This is a genomic window from Pseudomonas alkylphenolica (genome assembly GCF_004025535.1).
GTDB classification, from domain to species: domain Bacteria; phylum Pseudomonadota; class Gammaproteobacteria; order Pseudomonadales; family Pseudomonadaceae; genus Aquipseudomonas; species Aquipseudomonas alkylphenolica_A.
Window position 1 is genome coordinate 123,923 of the sequence record NZ_QJRG01000034.1, and the last position, 17,864, is coordinate 141,786.

Consider the following 17,864-nt stretch of genomic DNA (forward strand, 5'->3'; position numbering starts at 1 on the left):
TGACCCACACGTTACTCGATGAACTACGCCGATCGCGTCGGTACTGGCTCTAGCACCTCCCGATCATCGCAGTCGATTTCTGAGCATGGCTTAGCCATGGGATGGCCTTACAGACTTCGATACGGATAACGAGACTGACCGGTCTCTCTAACAAAAAGGGCCCTCGAAGGCCCTTTTCGTACTCAAACCAAGATCACTTGGCCAGCCAGGACTCAACCGTGTCTGAGCCGTATTCGCCCTTCCACTCTTTCAGAGTCCGGTGATTGCCACCTTTGGTTTCTACGACTTCGCCAGTGTGAGGATTTTTGTAGACCTTCACTTGACGAGGTTTGCGGGTGCCTGCTTTGGATTCGACAACTGGAGCACGACGGCCAGCTTGAGGATCAAGCAGAGCGATCACTTTCGGCAGGCTGTAACTGTATTCGGCAAGCAAGGCGCGCAGTTTGGTCTCAAATTCAATTTCTTGCTTCAAGCCAGCATCACCCTTCAGGGCTTCCAAGGCCTGGATTTGCTCGGCAAGGTGTTTTTCGAGTTGGCGAAATTCGGCGAGCTTAGACATGACGGATCTCTTTTAGGTAGTTGCCTAACAGTATATTGCAAATCGATCATCGCTACAGGCGCTGCTTGCGATAACTGAACTGGCACGGAGAAGGCAAAAATTATGGCTCAGCAAAAATTATGGCTGATCCATAATTTTGGATAATTCGGTTACGCCGGTTACCCAAGCCGTGCGCGCCCCAATATTTACAGTACACAGTCCATAGCTGATCAATTCGTGTCGTGAAGCTCTGGCTCATCACCTCCCGGTGCATCCCCTAATCTGGATTGGATGGCACACTCGCCAAGCAAAGTGTTCTCCTGCCCCCCCCCGGTGTCAGGATAGTTGTCGCCTCTCCGGTTTTTCCTAAAAAAGTATATCGGGGGCGGAAAGAGACTGGTCGTGCCGTACTATTCACCTGAACGCAGAGCCGCATTACTTAAGATGCTGCTTCCCCCGCTGAACCTGTCGATGGCCGAGGTTTCCCGGCGCGAAGGGGTCAGCGAAATGTCTTTGTCCAACTGGCGCAAGCAGCTCAGTTCTGAAGGAAATGCAGTGTCCGAAAACAAGCCGTTGACCGAGAACTGGTCAGCCGAAACCAAGTTTGCTGTTGTCCTTGAAGCGGCCGGCTTGTCCGAGATCGACTTCGGCGAGTATTGCCGCCGCAAAGGCCTTTACCCCGAGCAGATCACGGCGTGGCGACAAGCGTTTATCGCTGGCCAGAAGTCGGAAAAAGCCCAGCAAAAAGAAGACCGAGAGCAGTCTCGCAAAGATAAGAAACGCATTCAGGAACTTGAGCGCGAACTGCGCCGCAAAGACAAGGCGCTGGCTGAAACCGCCGCGTTGCTGGTGCTGCGAAAAAAGCTCAACGATTACTGGGGGATCGACAACGAGGACAACTGACCGCGTTGCCGGAACGGCAGTTACTCGTGACCTGGTTGAGTGAGGCCCGGGTGGCAGGAGCCCGAAAGATCAGGGCCTGCCAGGAAGTCGGTCTCTCGCTCAGAACCTTGCAGCGCTGGAGCGAAACCGAGGCTGTTCAGGCCGATGCCCGAACGACCACGGTACGGCCCACGCCACGCAATGCGTTGAGCGAGGTCGAACGACAAGCGATCATGAGCCTGTGCAACAGCCCGGCGTACGCCCATTTGCCGCCCAGCCAGATCGTGCCGAGGTTGGCCGACCAACAGCGCTATCTGGCGTCGGAAGCGACGTTTTATCGAGTGCTGCGTGCAGCGGGTCAACAACAGCATCGTGGTCGTAGCCAGCACCCCAGGCGCCACGCCGCACCGACGACTCACGCGGCCAAAGGCCCTAACCAGGTGTGGTCATGGGACATTACGTACCTTCCCTCGCCAGTGCGTGGCAAGTATTACTACCTGTACTTGATCGAGGATATTTACAGCCGCAAGGCCGTGGGCTGGGAGGTTTACGAAGAAGAAAGCGGCGAGAAGGCGGCTGCGCTACTGCAACGTAGCGTGATCGGCGAGCAGTGTTTGCACGAGTCACTGGTGTTGCACTCGGACAATGGTGCACCGATGAAATCGCTGACGCTGTTGAGCAAAATGCATGATCTGGGCATCACGCCGTCCCGTGGCCGACCGCGAGTAAGCAATGACAACCCGTACTCGGAATCACTGTTCCGGACGTTGAAGTACTGCCCGCAATGGCCGACAAATGGCTTTGCCAGCCTGGACGCCGCCCGAGCCTGGGTAAGGGATTTTATGCGCTGGTATAACCACGAGCACCGGCACAGCCGAATCCGCTTCGTGACACCGGCCGAACGGCACCGTGGCCAGGATCAGCAGATCCTGGCTCGGCGTCATGAGCTGTATGAGCAAGCGCGGGAGAAATGCCCGGAGCGCTGGTCTGGACAGACACGAAACTGGGAGCCGATCGGCACGGTGCTGCTGAACCCGGATCGGGAACAGCAGGTCGAGAAAAGAGCGGCATAGTTAGACGGTTGACGCGACAACTACCTTGAAAAACGCCGCCCCATCGTTCGTTGCCTGGCCGGAAAACTCGATCAACTTCTTCCGCTGACGTTTTTGTCATCAAGGGAAGAAAGCTTCCCTGAGGCAGAACAGTGAACCTCTAAGCCAAGGCGCACCTACCCAAGCCGGAGGAAAGTCGATCTAAAACGAGCGTAAGTGCCTCAACACCCAATTACACACCCGATTACACCCATTTAATCTCTCTGTGGAGGTCTGGCTACGCGCTCATGACGCGCTCTGTGTCTTGAGGTCGAGTAATCAAGATGCAGCTTAGGAGCAGTCGAGGCTGGTTTAGCTGTCGAATGCACACCTGACAACACACAATGATCACTTGCAATACACTGTCCACAATTGATCAACCCGAGTCGTAAAGCGCTGGCTCATCATTTCCCTTAGCATGCCCCAATCCGGATCTGTTGGTACGCTCGCTAGCCGCATCGTCCCCCTGCCTCACCTTCCATTGATGGCATCCAATACACCCATTACCTTTTCAGTTGAAGCCGGTTGGGAGACCGCGAAGAGGTCTTCTGTGTACTCGCCTTCCCTCGATGCGCACCAGGTAGATATGCGGCGCACGGATGTCCAGCAGTTCATCGATAGAGATGTGCTGATCGAGATGATGATGCCGGCGAAGGAAAGCCCGCAGGGACTTTGAAGGAGTAGAAAGGAAGCTGAACTCCACCTTCTGCCAATGGGCCGAGGATGGTGACGCTCATGATGGATGCCTTGACCAATTTTGTACATGCATACAGTAAACGTCGAAGACGGTTAACGGTCAGGAGTATTTGGAAGTTGGCCAGGTACTGATATGTCGGCCTCAGGTGGTTGTTAAAGACCCGGCAGGATTTCCTGTAAGAACCATCCTGGCAATCTCGGTTCACTGCCTCGGTCGCAGCCTTGGTCACGAGCGTGACGTCATTGATTGTATATGCGGTAAACTGCATCGCCGTTCGCGAAACGCAAGCGGAGCACGCAGGCCATAGGCCGAAGGCGTGCGGAGGGAAGCCCGCAAGGGCCGAGACCCGGAACGGGGCTTGGTTCACGACAGCCAGCCCGCAGGGCACGCCAATAAACGCTGATGAAAGAAAAACTCGACCCGAGAGAACCACGAGTACGAGAGGCGAGCGTTCAAAGAGGAAGTGTTTTCAAGTGCTGTACTCCTCTACCCTACTTCCGATTTCGCCCATAGATCCGAGGTAGTTCCCGTGACAAGGCAGCTCGGCGATAAAATCTAACTTGATGAGCATTTCAGGGATGCCATCAAGTAGGTCAGCCACCTCCAACCTTTTCATGCTAGCAAAGGCCCTCTCGGCAACGAATCCCTCAAGATCGAAATCCTGGAGGGCAACAAACCACCCTTCACGGCTGTACGAATCAAAGATTCCAGAGGCCAAAGTAATAACCCCCCTTTCTTGAAGATCATGGCCAGCCCCAAGAATCAGGTTGTACAGGGAAAGCGCCGTTGATGATGACCCTCCCGACAATCACTGCAGTATCGGAGGTGTCTGATGAACTGTTTGAGAAAGACGAAGGTAGTCGCGCAAGCTGGCACGTCCATTTTCCCGCTGGAAAGTAGCGAGCACATACCGCGAATTCACGGTTGTCATCACCCAAAATCTTCCCTCGCGCTCGACCTTCAGCACATCAGAAGTCCGGATCAGATGGCCGTCGCCAAACCGCCCATACTGGTCTTTACGCTTGTGGCCGAAAACTACGCCGATGCCTGCGCGCGCTTTAATGGAAACCCCGCAAAGGTAAGCGGTCACCGGCAAATCGAAGCCTTGAGCTTCGGCTTTTATGATGCGGATGAGATCAAAGTCTGTATGGCGTTTTCCATGGAAATTTACATCTAAGGTGTCCAGCATAATTGCGCTCCATTGGGCAGTCCGTATGGCGTTATCAGGAATTGCGCACGGAACCAAGGGCGCAGATACCGTGCAGGATATTTGTTAATCTCACTTCCCTTGGATCATGCTCGAGAGAAAGATGAGCGTCAGATTCGTCAGCGCTTCGACTTTGAAATCTGAGTGATGCGAGGTGTGGTAAACCGCCCCCTCAGCCACTTCCAGTAGGCAAACCTCGGAGCCAGTCTTGTCCTCGCCTACTGTTACTCTGGTTAACCTCTCCATTTGCCAACCTGCAGTCTTATTCATCCAAGAAGGCGTTACAGCCATTATCTCGGTGATCGCTAAATCAGCTCCCTGACTCACCAACATCTCTTGAAGCTTGCGCGTGTCATCAACCATCAACGCACACTCGGTGAATCGCCCCTCGTTTTCGACCCTCAGGGTGAGGTGATACCAAGGCGTTCGCAGCAACCTCGACACTCCACGCCAATGGGATACGCCCTCCCCGAACATACCTGGGATGCCTATAAGGTCATTATCTATGGTTCTGAACATGTGTCGCCTCAAGCTGCTGGAGCACATCAGATGCCCAGCAGAAACCGGTTGGTATCAGAAGATGGAAAATATCGCTTCGATGGACGAAGACTTACGATGGCCCGGCCCGAGCAAAACGTAGACAGAGTTCCGCGTGGCGAACAGGAAGCCTTCTTTGAAAGTAGTGCCCATACTCGAGCGCACCCAATGACCGGGCTCAAAACGACGCTGCTCGTCATGCACAACTTTGTGGGCAAACAGGAACATTGGCTGGCAACCGGCAGCGATTACTTTGGCTCGCTCGGCGTCGGTGACTATGGCGTCTAGGACGATCCATTCTTCGACGGCGCAGAGAGGGAGGTGTTTGTAGTGCTTTCTGGCCGACGCGACGGCTTCGTCGAGGGAAAGCTCGGAGCCCATTAAACGGATACAAGAATCACCCAACAGACCACCCTCGATGCGACTAACCATGCACACCTTCCATTCAGATGAATTGACACCGCTCCCAGCGATAAACATCACCGCCATTGCTGACTGAGTGACGTACCAGCCCCATATCGCCACAAATATCAATATATAGATTTGTGTGGCGGCAGGCAAACACGGCATACCGTCTCCTTTTATGGATGTGGAAAATGTCGCTGCGCAAACCCTATGCAGCAGTGCTTAAGCTGCTTCGAACGAAACGTGGCTTGTCTCAGGTCGGCATAGCAAAGGCAGTCGCTCAATCTCACGTGAGTCAGCTCGAAGCAGCAATAACTACTGCAACGCTCGACGTGAGCTGTGAGCTCGCTGCTGCCCTGAAAATTCATCCCTCGTCGCTCTTCACGCTGACGCTCGCAGCGCATGAAAAGCGCACTGCACGAGAAGTCCTCCTAACTTGTTTGGCTGAACTTGAGGACTTGGATTTGGCGGACACTCTTTTGCCGAGTGAACCGCAACAGGGGATGACGCCCGCCATGATCGAAGCAAGAGACAAGTGGTTAGCAGTACAGGAGTTGAAAGCTAAGGGCTTTAGCCAAGCGGAAGCTCGTAAGCAGCTTGAACTTCCGGAAGCGACCATACGACGGCTCTGGCACAAAGATGCATCATCAATCCCACCAACTGAATAAAGCTCTCGCGGATCCTAAAGCCTAGTGATTAAGGCAATCGGCTAGATCTAAATTCGGGATAAATAGAGATGTAAAACCCGAAGAGAGGCAACGCCACCGGGGGGACAGGGTGAGGTTCGATATTGGCTTGATGCGCAGGCATGGTTGGCAACGACTGAGCGCGGGGGAATTAGATTAGCGAAGGAATGTGGAGGCTTAGAAAGCTACATCGAGATCTGAGTATTACTGATGCGACCCCAAGTGCGTTGGAGGTACTTTTGGCGATTTTTTGCGTGTTATGCGCGCTCTAGCAAAACCCGGATGCAGGTGATGCCATTGTTTTCGCATTACCGCTGAGCTCGTCGGGGTAGTAATGCAAGACTGATCCTGCCCTTGACCCACGCCACTGCAACGCTTCCCCCAATCATCGCTCTAGCAACGTCCATTTTTGCTGAAAAAAATGGACAAAGATCATCTTCAATAACCTTTTGATTTCACTAGATTAATTGTGTCCATTTTACAGTCTTCTCACGGGTGTCGATCTTCGACAAGACCATCGTCTCCATTCCCACCTGGCGCCTGATGTCCGAATCGTTCAAGAACTGGCGCGGCATGCAGCAGTCGGGCGGTCGGCGGATCAAGCGCAGCCTGTTCATCGATGCCGGTGGTGTGCGCTTTTTGACCAGCGAAGAGGAGCAGCGCCTGAGCCAGGTGCGCCTGCTGACCGACTACATGACGCGCAAGCGCAACGAGCTCGACGCCTGGAACGAAGCCCAGGGCAACGTTGCCGAGCTGTCCGCCAACCGTCGGCGCATGACCAACATCGGCACCTTCCGGGCCTATGCCCTGGCTTACCTGCAGAGCCACCCGCAGATCCAGCCGAACATGACCTGCATGGTCCGCCAGATGCAAACCACGGCACAGGGCGTACCGCTGGAAATCTACTGCTTCACGCGCACCACGGCCTGGGCCGACTATGAACGCATTCAGGGCGACATCTTCGACTACCTGCTGGCGGTCATGCCGGAGTTCGGCCTGGGCCTGTACCAGCAGCCTAGCGGCAACGACCTGCGTGCCGGCCTGCTACCGGCGAGCCTGCCCAAACTGCAGCGAACGCTGAGCGCCGAGACGACCGAGCCATAGCGAGGCCAGAATCACCGCCCCGCCGATGAACAACCTGCCCAGCGGTTCGTGCTGATTCCAGATCAGCAAGTTGAGCAGCAACCCGACCGGCACGTGCAGGTTGTTCATCACCGCCAGGGTCGCGCCAGAGACCAGGCACGCGCCCTTGTTCCACCAGTACAACCCCAACGCCGTGGGGCACAACCCCAAAAACAGCAGCACCAGCCACTGTACTTCGGTGCTGGGCAGGTGCTGACTGTTGCCGAACGCCAGGAATGCGGGCAACACCACCAGCAACGCGCCCAGGTAGAAATAGCCGAAACGCCGGTAATGCGGCAGGTCGCTGGGGTTGCGCGCGATCAGGTGCCGGTAAAGCACTTGCCCGGCAGCGTAGGTGAAGTTGGCCAGTTGCAGCAGCAGGAAGCCCATGAAGAAATCCGGGCTGATGCTGTCAAAGCGGATCACCGCCGCGCCGGCCACCGCCACCAGGGCAGCCAGCAGCGCCCAGGGGTTGAAGCGCCGGTTCAGGGCGTCCTCGATCAAGGTCACATGCAGGGGGGTGAGAATGGTGAACAGCAGCACCTCGGGCACCGTCAGCACCCTGAAGCTCAGGTACAGGCACACGTAAGTGATGCCGTATTGCAGCGCACCAATCAGCAGCATCGAGCGCATGAAGCGAGGCTCGACCTGACGCCAGCGGGTCAGCGGCAAAAACACCAGGCCGGCCAGCAGCACCCGCGCCAGCACGGCAAAGTAGCTGTCGACATGACCGGCCAGGTATTCGCCGATCAGGCTGAAGGAAAACGCCTGGATCAGCGCGACGATGAATAGATAGCCCATGATTGCCCCTTGCTGTGGAGGCCGCGACCTTAGCGGTTCACGGTATCTCCGGCAACTGCTGTTGGCTGCTGGACATTCTTGTCTTGGGAAATGTCCTTCAAGGCTTCCGGAAGGGTCCTCTATCACAGATGCCTGACTCGCCCCTCTACTGGCTTTTTTCCCAGGGAGGACCAGGCATGTCACTCGTCACGGCAATCTGCAAAGGCGACCGCACCAGTACCGGTGGCGAGGTGCTGGATGGCTGCGCGTTCTACCAGATCAACGGCCGCCAGGCCGCATTAATGGGCGACCGGGTGTTCTGCCCGGCCTGCAACCTGACCGGGCGGATCGCCGAAGGCAACCCGCACTTCAAGGTCAACGGCCAGCCCGTCGCCATGGAAGGGTGCCGGGTTGACTGTGGTTGCCCGCCCGGCAGCCATGTACTGGGACGCAGCGACAGCCATGTGTTCATCGACGGCCCGCGCTCCGCAACCCCGTCAACAGGCCAGGCTCCACAGCCTGCCGTGACCGGCAGTGTTGCGCGTCACGGCCCGGCGCAGCAACGCCCGGCCATTGAGTGGCTGACGCTTGATGAAGGTCATCAACCCGAACCGGCCCCCGAAACCCGCCAGACGATCACTCTGCGCATCGGCGTGTTCTTCGATGGTACCGGCAACAACATGGGCAACAGCCAGCAGGCGGCGACTTGTCAGGCGCAGGCGCTGGGGATTGAGCCCGAGGTGGCGCGGGAGCTTGTCGAGTACTGCAAGAAGCAGGGGTTTGATGGGGCCGGTGGGGTGCCGGATAGCAGTTATGGGAATGCGGTTTCGAATATTGGGTTGTTGCATGAGCTGTATCGGGATCAGGCTTACGAATTCAATGAATCGCCGCACAATAACGTGACACTGAAGATTTATGTAGAAGGCATTGGCACGACAACTGGTGCTGAGGATTCAATCTATGCGCAAATCACTGGAGGCCTAGGTACAGGTGTGTTAGCCCGGGTGCGCCAGATACCACAGCTTCTACTAAACAAACTCGACGCCTTTTTTACCATTAACCCAAACATACGGATCGAGCAGCTGCAGTTCGATATCTTCGGTTTCAGCCGCGGTGCTGCCGCTGCACGCCACTTTGCCAACGACCTGCAAAACGGCCCATCAAGCCTCCTGGGGCGAGCCCTGTCTGCCGATGCGGCAGTATTTACTGAAGCCTTCGCCTGGCAGCCAGGCCGTGACGTGAAGATCAACTTCATTGGTCTGTATGACACGGTGGCTGCAATTGTCTCGCCTCTGGACGGCAACTTTGCTCCGGGCAACAACCAATACGGCGACCTGCAACTGGGCTTGGCGCCAGGCATTGCCGACAAGGTCGTGCAATTGGTCGCGGGCGACGAGTACCGCGAAAACTTCGCCCTGACCGCGACCGACAACGATATTGTCCTGCCCGGCGCGCATTCCGATCTCGGCGGGGGCTACCTGCCGCAGATGCGCGAACGCGTACTACTGAGCAAGCCGGATAACAGTGTTGTTCCGTTCAATACCCCCTCAGAACAAACCCAAGCGTACGTACGCACCCTTCGCTTGCTGGAAAACTGGGGACATAAGCCACAGCAACAGGGCCCCCGCCCACAGATCAGTAGCTGGCGGATAAACCATGCGTTCGATCCCCGCGCACGGATGTACATGGCCGTGCGGGTGGTTGCTGCGCTCTACAGCGAACGTATCGTGCACGGGCAATTGTCGCTGGTGTATATTCAAATCATGCGTGAACTGGGGGTACGTCACGGCGTGCCGTTCGACCCGCTGGAAGTGAACATGCAACTGCCGGAGGATTTACACGCCATCGCTGCAAAATTGCAGGCTTATGCACTGGGAGAGCAGCGAAGCCCTAAGCTGGACAAACTGGAGAATGAACGCCTTGACCAGCGCTACATTCATCGTTCCGGCCACTGGAACCCCCTGACCGACCTGCCCGTCAGCCCGGACCTCATCTTTCTCAACCGCCCTGTCGACGGTGCACGCGTAGTGCATCCGAATGAATAGCTGCACCCGCTTCGGCGTGCTGGCCCTTGCACTCATCAGTGCAAGGGCGTGGGCACAACTTCCCTACGATGCCTGGCATCTGAGTTTCGGTGCTCCCGACTATATGGAGGCATGGATCGAGACGGCAAATGTTGTCGATGTGCGGAACCGGGTATTTCTGCGCGCAATGAGTGGAAATGTCTCGATCCATACTCCTGAAAACAGCAAGGGAGACCCTCGAGGCTGGCCCAGTGTTGTTAGTTGGGGAGGCGGAAAATACGTCTCTGGTGCCCAGCTGCCGCAATCGATTTACGTACGCTGGGAGTCCTACGCCGACTCCCGAACTTACGAAGTACTCGTCACGCTAAACGACGAACAGCGCCAGGCCATGGTCAAGGGCGAAAAAGCCTACTGTGCCTGGCGCGACACCTGGATCACCGGTTTTCGAAAGGGGGTGGTTGTAGAACTGGCCCCCGGTGGCATCGCCAAGGCCTGGCTCGCCGGCCCCTGTGTAACCAATATCGAAATAGGCCGTTTCGTAGGAAAGGTGGTCAAGGCCGGCCCTGACGCCGGGCAACCCTCGCCCCGGTTAAGACCGGAGTCCCGCACCTACATCGAGCGATACGGAATCCCCTATGACTCCTGGTGAACCCGCCAAAAGGCCCTTGAACACAAGCGCACGACTCATGGTGCTGACGATCATCCTGATCAGTGGTAGCGCCTGTAGCGAGCTGCCCTACGACTCCTGGTACCTGGGCTTTGGCTCGCCAAACTACATGGAAGCCTGGATTGAAACCGCTGACGTGGTCGATGTACGCGGTCAAACATTCTACCGGGCCATGAGCGGCACTACGTCCATCAATACACCACCGAACAACCTGGGCAGACCCCATGGCTGGCCTAGCAACCCTGGCTGGGGAGCGGGCAAGAATGTCACAGGCGCGGATTTACCCAAAATAATCTACGTACGCTGGAAATCCTACGCCGACTCCCGAACCTACGAAGTATTCATCACGCTGAACGACGAGCAACGCCAGGCCATGCTCAAGGGTGAAAAGGCCTACTGTGCCTGGCGCAACACCTGGATCATCAGCTACTTGAAGGGCGTGGTCATTGGCCTGGCCCCCGGTGGCATCGCCAAGGCCTGGCTGGCTGGCCCCTGCATTGAATCGATGGAGATCGGGCGCTTCACCGGGCGCGTAGTCAAGGCTGGCCCTGACGCCGGACAGCCCTCGCCCCGGTTAAGACCGGAATCCCGCACCTACATCGAGCAATACGGAATCCCCTATGACTCCTGGTGAACCCGCCAAAAGCCCGTAAGCGGATTTATCCGCGAAGGAATGCGCCCCCCATAAAAAAGCCCGGTCACGCACAAGGCAGTGACCGGGCAGCTACACCCAAAGGAGCACAGGTGTCAGGCGGGAAAATTCAGGGGTTCAAACCACCGCAGCGAGCTGGGCCTTGGCCTGGTTAAGGCCCTTCTCATGGAAGTCGCCGCCCATGTTCAGGCCTTCGGCGTGGATGAAGGTCACATCGTGGATACCGATGAATGCCATCACCTGACGCAGGTAGGGTTCCTGGTGATCGCTCGATGCACCGGCATGAATGCCGCCACGCGCCGTCAGGATGTAGGCACGCTTGCCGGTCAGCAGGCCTTGCGGGCCGGTGTCGGTGTACTTGAAGGTGATGCCGGCACGCAGCACATGGTCGAGCCAGGCTTTGAGGGTGCTGGGAATGGCGAAGTTGTACATCGGCGCTGCCAGCACCAGCACATCGGCGGCCAGTACTTCGTCGGTCAATTCATTGGAGCGGGCCAGTGCCTGCAGCTCGTCGCTGTTGCGCTGGGCTTCAGGCTTCATCCAGCCACCGAGCAGGTTGGCATCCAGGTGCGGCACCGGGTTGACGGCCAGGTCGCGCAGTGTGACCTGGTCTGCAGGATGGGCAGACAACCACTGGCTGACGAAGTCACGGGTCAGTTGCCGGGAGATCGAATCCTGCTGGCGGGCGCTGCTTTCGATAACGAGTACACGGGACATGGGGGTTGCCTCCATCGGCGAAGGTGCTAAGTCGATGGAGACAAGAGTAATCAGCGAACGATCGATTAAAAAGCGTAAATTCTAGGTGCAATCTATCAGTTAATTTGTTTTATTTGGCAGATGCCCTAGCCTTATACCCGACAAGCCCCGGTCACTTCGGCTTGCAATCCAGGCTAATACGCAACTTGATGATTTCGCGATTGAACTTGGCCGTGCTGTCCACGCTCTGCTTGGCCGGAATGCTCACACGGCGCACCCGTGGCGATTCCGGGCCGTTGCGGAAGGTCACCTTGCACTGGGCGGCGACCTCACCATAGTTGTTCAGGGTGATCGAGCCGATATCGCGGTCGGTGTCGTAGGTGGTGTAGTCGACTTTGACGCCCTCGATGTTCTTTTCCACATCGATGGGATAGGCCAGGGCCGTGAGCGGAATCAGGGCCAGCAATACAGCACAACATTTCTTCATACGACGCGCTCCATGAAAGAGCGCCAGCTTAGGACAACAGGAGCCGAAGATGAAAGCGCCGCGCGTTACCCTGGATCAGTGGCGGACCTTACAGGCGGTGGTCGATCACGGCGGCTTTGCGCAAGCCGCCGAAGCGCTGCACCGCTCGCAATCCTCGGTAAGCTATACCGTCGCGCGCATGCAGGACCAGCTGGGCGTGCCGCTGCTGCGCATCGATGGCCGCAAGGCCGTCCTGACCGAAGCCGGTAACGTGCTGCTGCGTCGCTCGCGGCAACTGGTCAAGCAGGCCAGCCAGCTGGAGGACCTGGCCCACCACATGGAACAGGGCTGGGAAGCCGAAGTCCGCGTGGTGGTCGATGCCGCCTACCCCAGCGCCCGCCTGGTACGCGCCCTGAGTGCGTTCATGCCGCAAAGCCGTGGTTGCCGGGTGCGTCTGCGTGAAGAGGTGTTGTCGGGCGTTGAAGAGGTGCTGCACGAAGGCATCGCCGACCTTGCCATCAGTGGCTTCAACATTTCCGGCTACCTGGGTACCGAACTCAGCGCAGTGGAATTCGTCGCCGTCGCCCACCCGGAGCACAGCCTGCACCGGCTGGGCCGCGAGTTGAGTTTTCAGGACCTGGAAAGCCAGCTGCAGGTGGTTATCCGTGACTCGGGCCGCTCACAGCCCAAGGATGTCGGCTGGCTCGGCGCCGAGCAGCGCTGGACGGTCGGCAGCCTGGCCACCGCCGCCACGTTCGTCAGCAGCGGCCTGGGCTTTGCCTGGCTGCCGCGCCACCTGATCGAGCGGGAGCTGCGCGAAGGCGTGCTCAAGCCCTTGCCACTCGATCAGGGTGGCAGTCGCCATCCACTGTTCTACCTTTATTCCAACAAGGACAAACCCTTGGGCCCGGCCACGCAGATTCTCATCGAGTTGCTGCGCAATTTCGATACCGCGCCACTGGACGTCCCCTTCGCCGCGCCCGCCCAAGCCTGACAGGAATCGAGCCCATGGCCTATTTCGAACACGAAGGTTGCTCACTGCACTACGAGGAATATGGCCAGGGCGATCCGCTGGTGCTGTTGCACGGCCTGGGCTCCAGTACCCGCGACTGGGAAAAGCAGGTGCCGGAGCTTGCTCGCCACTACCGGGTGATCGTCATGGACATTCGTGGCCACGGGCGCTCCGACAAACCCCGCGAGCGCTACAGCATCCCGGGTTTCAGCGCCGACCTGCTGGCTTTATTGGAAAAACTGCAGACTGGCCCGGTGCACCTGGTCGGTCTGTCGATGGGCGGCATGATCGGCTTTCAGTTCGCGGTCGATCACCCCGAATGGCTGCGCAGCCTGTGCATCGTCAACAGCGCCCCGGAGGTCAAGCGCCGCACCCGCCAGGACTGGATCTGGTGGGCCAAGCGCTGGGCGATGGCCCGTGCCTTGAGCCTGGAAACCATTGGCAAAGGCCTGGCCGCACGGCTGTTCCCAAAGCCGGAGCAGGCAGACCTGCGCCGCACGATGGCCCGGCGCTGGGCCGAAAATGACAAACGCGCCTACCTCGCCAGTTTCGATGCCATTGTCGGCTGGGGCGTCAGCGAACGCCTGGGGCAGATACGTTGTCCTACGCTGGTCATCAGCGCCGATCAGGATTACACCCCGATACAACTCAAGGAGCGCTATGTCCGTCTGATTCCCCAGGCACGGCTGGCGGTCATCGACGATTCGCGGCACGCTACGCCGCTTGATCAACCCCAGGTTTTCAATCAGACGCTGCTGCAGTTTCTGGCGGCGTCCACCCCCCCTCAAGGAACATTGAGCCCATGCTGAAAAAACTCCTGCTCGCCACCTGCTCGGTCGTCTTCGCCACCAGCCTGATGGCCGCCGACAAGGCGCCTCACGTCCTGCTCGACACCAGCTTCGGTCAGATCGAAGTCGAACTGGATCCGGTCAAGGCGCCGATCAGCAGCAAGAACTTTCTCGAGTACGTCGACAGCGGCTTCTACAACAACACCATCTTTCACCGCGTAATCCCGGGTTTCATGGCACAGGGCGGTGGCTTCACCGAACAGATGACGCAGAAACAGACCCGCGACCCGATCCGCAACGAAGCCAGCAACGGCCTGCACAACACCCGTGGCACCCTGTCGATGGCGCGCACCTCGAACCCCAACTCGGCCACCAGCCAGTTCTTCATCAACGTCGCCGACAACGCCTTCCTCGATCCGGGCCGCGATGCCGGTTATGCGGTGTTTGCCAAAGTGGTCAAAGGCATGGACGTGGTTGATCAGATCGTAAATTCGCCGACCACCGTCAAGCGCGGCATGCGCGATGTACCGGTAGACCCGGTGTTCATCAAGTCGGCCACACGCATCGACTGAACTGAGGCCTCACAAGGACGTGAGCTTTGGACCTGAGGGTCGAGCCAGACAGGAGTTTTATTTTCATGGTGTTTCGCCGCTTCGAAAGACTCATCGATATCTTCCGTGAGGCGCCCACGGCGGCGCCACCCAGCACGGTATGGCCGTTCTACCTGTACTACCTGCGTCAGGTCTGGCCGAGTTTTGCCGCGCTGCTGGTGATCGGGTTTATCGGTGCGTTGATCGAAGTGGCACTGTTCAGCTACCTGAGCCGGATCATCGACCTGGCTCAGGGCACGCCGTCAGCGAGTTTCTTCAGCGACCATGCCGGCGAACTGTTGTGGATGCTGGTGGTGGCGCTGATTTTGCGCCCGGTGTTTCTTGGCCTGCACGACCTGCTGGTGCACCAGACCATCAGCCCGGGGATGACCAGCATGATTCGCTGGCAGAACCACACCTTTGTGCTCAAGCAGAGCCTGAACTTCTTCCAGAGCGATTTTGCCGGACGCATTGCCCAGCGCATCATGCAGACCGGCAACTCGCTGCGCGACTCGGCCGTGCAGGCAGTGGATGCGCTGTGGCACGTGCTGATCTATGCCATCAGTTCGCTGGTGCTGTTCTTTGAGGCCGACTGGCGCCTGATGCTGCCACTGATCACCTGGATCGCCTGTTACATCGGGGCGCTCTATTACTTTGTGCCGCGGGTCAAGGAACGCTCGGTGGTCTCCTCTGACGCCCGCTCCAAGCTCATGGGGCGGATTGTCGACGGCTACACCAACATCGCCACCCTGAAACTATTCGCCCACACCGACTTCGAACAGCAGTACGCCCGCGAAGCCATCCGCGAGCAGACGGAAAAAACCCAATTGGCGTCGCGTGTCGTCACCAGCATGGACGTGGTCATCACCAGCCTCAACGGTCTGTTGATCGTTACCACCACGGGCCTGGCCCTGTGGCTGTGGACCCAGTCATTGATCAGCGTCGGGGCCATCGCCCTGGCCACTGGCCTGGTGATCCGCATCGTCAACATGTCGGGCTGGATCATGTGGGTGGTCAACGGCATCTTTGAAAATATCGGCATGGTGCAGGATGGCCTGCAGACCATCGCCCAGCCGGTGACCGTCACCGACGTCGACAACGCACCTGAGCTCAAGGTCGATCGTGGCGCGGTGAGATTCGAGAATGTCGGTTTCCGCTATGGCAAAGGCAGCCGGATCATCGACGACCTGAACCTGGATATTCGTCCCGGCGAAAAAATCGGCCTGATCGGCCCATCGGGCGCCGGCAAGTCGACTCTGGTGAATTTGCTGTTGCGCCTGTATGACATCGAAAGTGGACGCATCCTGATCGACGGCCAGGACATTGCCCTGGTGTCCCAGGCCAGCCTGCGCGCGCAGATCGGCATGATCACCCAGGACACCTCACTGCTGCATCGCTCGATCCGCGAAAACCTGTTGTACGGCCGCCCGCAAGCCAGCGAAGCCGAGTTGTGGGAAGCGGTACGCCGGGCCCGCGCCGACGAGTTCATTCCGCAGCTATCGGACGCGCAGGGGCGCACCGGTTTCGATGCGCATGTGGGCGAGCGTGGCGTGAAGCTTTCCGGTGGCCAGCGTCAGCGTATCGCCATCGCCCGGGTGCTGCTCAAGAACGCGCCGATCCTGATCATGGACGAAGCCACCTCGGCACTGGACTCGGAAGTCGAAGCCGCGATCCAGGAAAGCCTCGAAACGCTGATGCAGGGCAAGACCGTGATAGCCATCGCCCACCGGCTCTCGACCATTGCCCGTATGGACCGCCTGGTAGTACTGGAAAAAGGCCGGATTGCCGAGATGGGCAGCCATGCCGAATTGCTCGCGCATCAAGGGTTGTATGCCCGGCTGTGGCATCACCAGACCGGTGGGTTTGTCGGGATCGACTGAGTGTAGCGATGAGGCCATCAGCCCTGCCGATAAGGCAGGGCCGTGCGCGCCTCTTCTGCATAGGCCAGTACCCCGGCTCGCTCCTGCTGCAAGAAGTCCTCCACGGCGCGGCGCAAGCCCGGATGCAGCAAGTAATGCCAGGACCGGGTAATCACCGGCTCAAAGCCGCGAATCAGTTTGTGCTCACCCTGGGCACCGGCATCAAAGCGTTGAAAACCCTCGGCGATGGCAACGTCCATGCCCTGGTAGAAACAGGTCTCGAAATGCAGCCGGTCGAACTCATCCAGGCAGCCCCAGTAGCGGCCATACAAGCTGTCACCGCCGACCAGGCTGAAGGCCATGGCCACGTCACGCCCCCCCTGGCGCGCCATGACCACGCGAATGGCATTGGGCATACGCTCGGCCAGCAGGCTGAAAAACGAGCGGGTCAGATAGGGCGCACGGCGGCGCACCGCATAAGTGTTGGCGTAGCAGGCAAAGACAAAATCCCACTGTGCCTCGCTCAACTCGCCCCCCCGGTACCAGCGGAACTCGATGCCCTGCCCCGCCACCTGCTCACGTTCCTTGCGCATCTGTTTGCGCTTGCGCGAACTGAGGCTGTCGAGAAAATCCTGAAAGTCCCGATAGCCCCGGTTTTGCCAATGAAACTGGCAGCCCAGGCGCTCCATCCAGCCTTCTCGACCGCGCATGATCGAATCAGCGTCGGCGTCGGTGAAATTGATATGGCCCCCCGAGAAGCCTTGCTCTAACAGCTCTTCAGTGAGCTGATCAACCAATGCACCAGCAGCCACAGGATCGCCAAGCAGCCGCGGACCGGTCACCGGCGAAAACGGCACTGCACACAGCAGCTTCGGGTAATAGGCGATGCCGGCCCGCTCGCAGGCATCGGCCCAGCCGTGATCGAACACGTACTCGCCAAAGGAATGCTGCTTCACATAGGCAGGCAAGGCCGCACGCAAGGTGCCGTCGGCATCGGTCAGCAATCGGTGCGCCGGCGCCCAGCCGGTGCGCGCACTGACACTGCCGCTGTCTTCCAGACTGCTCAGGAAGGCATGGCAAACAAAGGGCTGTTGCGGCGGCACCAGGGCATCCCAGGCGGCGGCATCGAGGTCGGCGAGTTGTTGCAGGATCAGGTTCGGCATGG

The 17,864-nt window shown here is 58.4% G+C and carries 17 protein-coding genes and 4 pseudogenes; 10 read left to right on the top strand and 11 right to left on the bottom strand.

From position 1 onward, the window contains the following. Positions 1-193 precede the first annotated feature (193 nt). Complete coding sequence (locus DM813_RS04560) at positions 194-559, bottom strand: histone-like nucleoid-structuring protein, MvaT/MvaU family (protein WP_128322243.1); 366 nt, start codon at positions 557-559, stop codon at positions 194-196. Positions 560-746: 187 nt separating this feature from the next. Then, positions 747-863, bottom strand: a pseudogene (locus tag DM813_RS28610) (DUF4113 domain-containing protein); the annotation flags it as partial. A 77-nt stretch (positions 864-940) separates the two neighbouring features. Here DM813_RS28610 and DM813_RS04570 point away from each other — a divergent pair. Then, positions 941-2,493, top strand: a protein-coding gene (locus DM813_RS04570) for an IS3 family transposase (protein WP_128322244.1) whose coding sequence is annotated in 2 segments (ribosomal slippage) — positions 941-1,403 and positions 1,403-2,493 — 1,554 coding nt in all. Because the reading frame shifts where the segments join, the coding sequence is not laid out codon by codon here. 366 nt (positions 2,494-2,859) lie between these two features. On the opposite strand, the pseudogene DM813_RS04575 reads toward DM813_RS04570, so the two are convergent. The 5 genes and pseudogenes from DM813_RS04575 to DM813_RS04595 form a co-directional block, all read right to left on the bottom strand. Next, positions 2,860-3,072 (bottom strand): annotated as a pseudogene (locus DM813_RS04575) (DUF4113 domain-containing protein); the annotation flags it as partial. Between the two features lies 1 nt (position 3,073). Then, positions 3,074-3,248: pseudogene (locus tag DM813_RS28615) on the bottom strand (peptidase S24); the annotation flags it as partial. 768 nt (positions 3,249-4,016) lie between these two features. Beyond that, positions 4,017-4,397 (bottom strand): hypothetical protein, encoded by a 381-nt coding sequence (locus DM813_RS04585; RefSeq protein ID WP_053160443.1) that lies wholly within the window; start codon positions 4,395-4,397, stop codon positions 4,017-4,019. Between the two features lie 90 nt (positions 4,398-4,487). After that, complete coding sequence (locus DM813_RS04590; RefSeq protein ID WP_128322245.1) at positions 4,488-4,934, bottom strand: hypothetical protein; 447 nt, start codon at positions 4,932-4,934, stop codon at positions 4,488-4,490. 54 nt (positions 4,935-4,988) lie between these two features. Further along, positions 4,989-5,522, bottom strand: coding sequence for a DUF6957 family protein (locus DM813_RS04595; RefSeq protein WP_347233024.1), 534 nt, complete (start codon positions 5,520-5,522; stop codon positions 4,989-4,991). 26 nt (positions 5,523-5,548) lie between these two features. Here DM813_RS04595 and DM813_RS04600 point away from each other — a divergent pair, with 26 nt between their 5' ends. Both DM813_RS04600 and DM813_RS04605 read left to right on the top strand, forming a co-directional pair. After that, complete coding sequence (locus DM813_RS04600; protein ID WP_128322246.1) at positions 5,549-6,025, top strand: helix-turn-helix domain-containing protein; 477 nt, start codon at positions 5,549-5,551, stop codon at positions 6,023-6,025. A gap of 513 nt (positions 6,026-6,538) precedes the next feature. Then, positions 6,539-7,147 (top strand): annotated as a pseudogene (locus DM813_RS04605) (mechanosensitive ion channel family protein); the annotation flags it as partial. Here DM813_RS04605 and DM813_RS04610 read toward each other — a convergent pair. After that, complete coding sequence (locus DM813_RS04610; protein WP_128322247.1) at positions 7,088-7,966, bottom strand: carboxylate/amino acid/amine transporter; 879 nt, start codon at positions 7,964-7,966, stop codon at positions 7,088-7,090. The pseudogene DM813_RS04605 and the gene DM813_RS04610 sit on opposite strands and share 60 nt — an antisense overlap. Positions 7,967-8,142: 176 nt before the next feature. On the opposite strand from DM813_RS04610, the gene DM813_RS04615 reads away from it, so the two are divergent. The 3 genes from DM813_RS04615 to DM813_RS04625 are packed head-to-tail and all read left to right on the top strand — an operon-like array spanning position 8,143 to position 11,270. Next, on the top strand, positions 8,143-9,990 hold the full coding sequence (locus DM813_RS04615) for a PAAR domain-containing protein (RefSeq protein WP_164897207.1): 1,848 nt from the start codon (positions 8,143-8,145) through the stop codon (positions 9,988-9,990). After that, complete coding sequence (locus DM813_RS04620; protein ID WP_128322249.1) at positions 9,983-10,618, top strand: DUF2931 family protein; 636 nt, start codon at positions 9,983-9,985, stop codon at positions 10,616-10,618. The genes DM813_RS04615 and DM813_RS04620 overlap by 8 nt, the downstream gene beginning before the upstream one ends. Positions 10,619-10,655: 37 nt before the next feature. Continuing rightward, positions 10,656-11,270 (top strand): DUF2931 family protein, encoded by a 615-nt coding sequence (locus DM813_RS04625; protein WP_241653135.1) that lies wholly within the window; start codon positions 10,656-10,658, stop codon positions 11,268-11,270. Positions 11,271-11,405: 135 nt separating this feature from the next. Here the strand turns inward: DM813_RS04625 and DM813_RS04630 are convergent, their stop codons facing one another. Then, positions 11,406-12,005, bottom strand: coding sequence for an FMN-dependent NADH-azoreductase (locus DM813_RS04630; RefSeq protein WP_128322251.1), 600 nt, complete (start codon positions 12,003-12,005; stop codon positions 11,406-11,408). A 151-nt stretch (positions 12,006-12,156) separates the two neighbouring features. Then, a complete protein-coding gene (locus DM813_RS04635) occupies positions 12,157-12,471 on the bottom strand; it encodes a 3-phosphoglycerate kinase (RefSeq protein WP_128322252.1) in 315 nt (104 codons plus the stop codon). A 49-nt stretch (positions 12,472-12,520) separates the two neighbouring features. On the opposite strand from DM813_RS04635, the gene DM813_RS04640 reads away from it, so the two are divergent. The 4 genes from DM813_RS04640 to DM813_RS04655 all read left to right on the top strand — a co-directional run bounded on the left by DM813_RS04640 (position 12,521) and on the right by DM813_RS04655 (position 16,720). After that, positions 12,521-13,444 (top strand): LysR family transcriptional regulator, encoded by a 924-nt coding sequence (locus tag DM813_RS04640; protein ID WP_128322253.1) that lies wholly within the window; start codon positions 12,521-12,523, stop codon positions 13,442-13,444. A gap of 14 nt (positions 13,445-13,458) precedes the next feature. Then, positions 13,459-14,271, top strand: coding sequence for an alpha/beta fold hydrolase (locus tag DM813_RS04645; RefSeq protein ID WP_128322254.1), 813 nt, complete (start codon positions 13,459-13,461; stop codon positions 14,269-14,271). After that, positions 14,265-14,822 (top strand): peptidylprolyl isomerase, encoded by a 558-nt coding sequence (locus DM813_RS04650; RefSeq protein WP_128322255.1) that lies wholly within the window; start codon positions 14,265-14,267, stop codon positions 14,820-14,822. Before DM813_RS04645 ends, DM813_RS04650 begins: the two co-directional genes overlap by 7 nt. Positions 14,823-14,887: 65 nt before the next feature. Beyond that, positions 14,888-16,720 (top strand): ABC transporter ATP-binding protein, encoded by a 1,833-nt coding sequence (locus DM813_RS04655; protein ID WP_128322256.1) that lies wholly within the window; start codon positions 14,888-14,890, stop codon positions 16,718-16,720. 17 nt (positions 16,721-16,737) lie between these two features. Here the strand turns inward: DM813_RS04655 and DM813_RS04660 are convergent, their stop codons facing one another. Next, positions 16,738-17,862, bottom strand: a complete 1,125-nt coding sequence (locus DM813_RS04660; RefSeq protein ID WP_128322257.1) for a GNAT family N-acetyltransferase — start codon at positions 17,860-17,862, stop codon at positions 16,738-16,740. Positions 17,863-17,864 lie beyond the last annotated feature (2 nt).

What these genes read in the sequence shown, in the direction of transcription:
- DM813_RS04640 (WP_128322253.1), top strand. Translation starts at nt 12,521, where the DNA reads ATGAAAGCGCCGCGCGTTACCCTGGATCAGTGGCGGACCTTACAGGCG.
- DM813_RS04600 (WP_128322246.1), top strand. Translation starts at nt 5,549, where the DNA reads ATGTCGCTGCGCAAACCCTATGCAGCAGTGCTTAAGCTGCTTCGAACG.
- DM813_RS04560 (WP_128322243.1), bottom strand. Translation starts at nt 559, where the DNA reads ATGTCTAAGCTCGCCGAATTTCGCCAACTCGAAAAACACCTTGCCGAG.
- DM813_RS04585 (WP_053160443.1), bottom strand. Translation starts at nt 4,397, where the DNA reads ATGCTGGACACCTTAGATGTAAATTTCCATGGAAAACGCCATACAGAC.
- DM813_RS04635 (WP_128322252.1), bottom strand. Translation starts at nt 12,471, where the DNA reads ATGAAGAAATGTTGTGCTGTATTGCTGGCCCTGATTCCGCTCACGGCC.
- DM813_RS04625 (WP_241653135.1), top strand. Translation starts at nt 10,656, where the DNA reads ATGGTGCTGACGATCATCCTGATCAGTGGTAGCGCCTGTAGCGAGCTG.
- DM813_RS04650 (WP_128322255.1), top strand. Translation starts at nt 14,265, where the DNA reads ATGCTGAAAAAACTCCTGCTCGCCACCTGCTCGGTCGTCTTCGCCACC.
- DM813_RS04615 (WP_164897207.1), top strand. Translation starts at nt 8,143, where the DNA reads ATGTCACTCGTCACGGCAATCTGCAAAGGCGACCGCACCAGTACCGGT.
- DM813_RS04595 (WP_347233024.1), bottom strand. Translation starts at nt 5,522, where the DNA reads ATGCCGTGTTTGCCTGCCGCCACACAAATCTATATATTGATATTTGTG.
- DM813_RS04620 (WP_128322249.1), top strand. Translation starts at nt 9,983, where the DNA reads ATGAATAGCTGCACCCGCTTCGGCGTGCTGGCCCTTGCACTCATCAGT.
- DM813_RS04645 (WP_128322254.1), top strand. Translation starts at nt 13,459, where the DNA reads ATGGCCTATTTCGAACACGAAGGTTGCTCACTGCACTACGAGGAATAT.
- DM813_RS04590 (WP_128322245.1), bottom strand. Translation starts at nt 4,934, where the DNA reads ATGTTCAGAACCATAGATAATGACCTTATAGGCATCCCAGGTATGTTC.
- DM813_RS04655 (WP_128322256.1), top strand. Translation starts at nt 14,888, where the DNA reads ATGGTGTTTCGCCGCTTCGAAAGACTCATCGATATCTTCCGTGAGGCG.
- DM813_RS04610 (WP_128322247.1), bottom strand. Translation starts at nt 7,966, where the DNA reads ATGGGCTATCTATTCATCGTCGCGCTGATCCAGGCGTTTTCCTTCAGC.
- DM813_RS04660 (WP_128322257.1), bottom strand. Translation starts at nt 17,862, where the DNA reads ATGCCGAACCTGATCCTGCAACAACTCGCCGACCTCGATGCCGCCGCC.
- DM813_RS04630 (WP_128322251.1), bottom strand. Translation starts at nt 12,005, where the DNA reads ATGTCCCGTGTACTCGTTATCGAAAGCAGCGCCCGCCAGCAGGATTCG.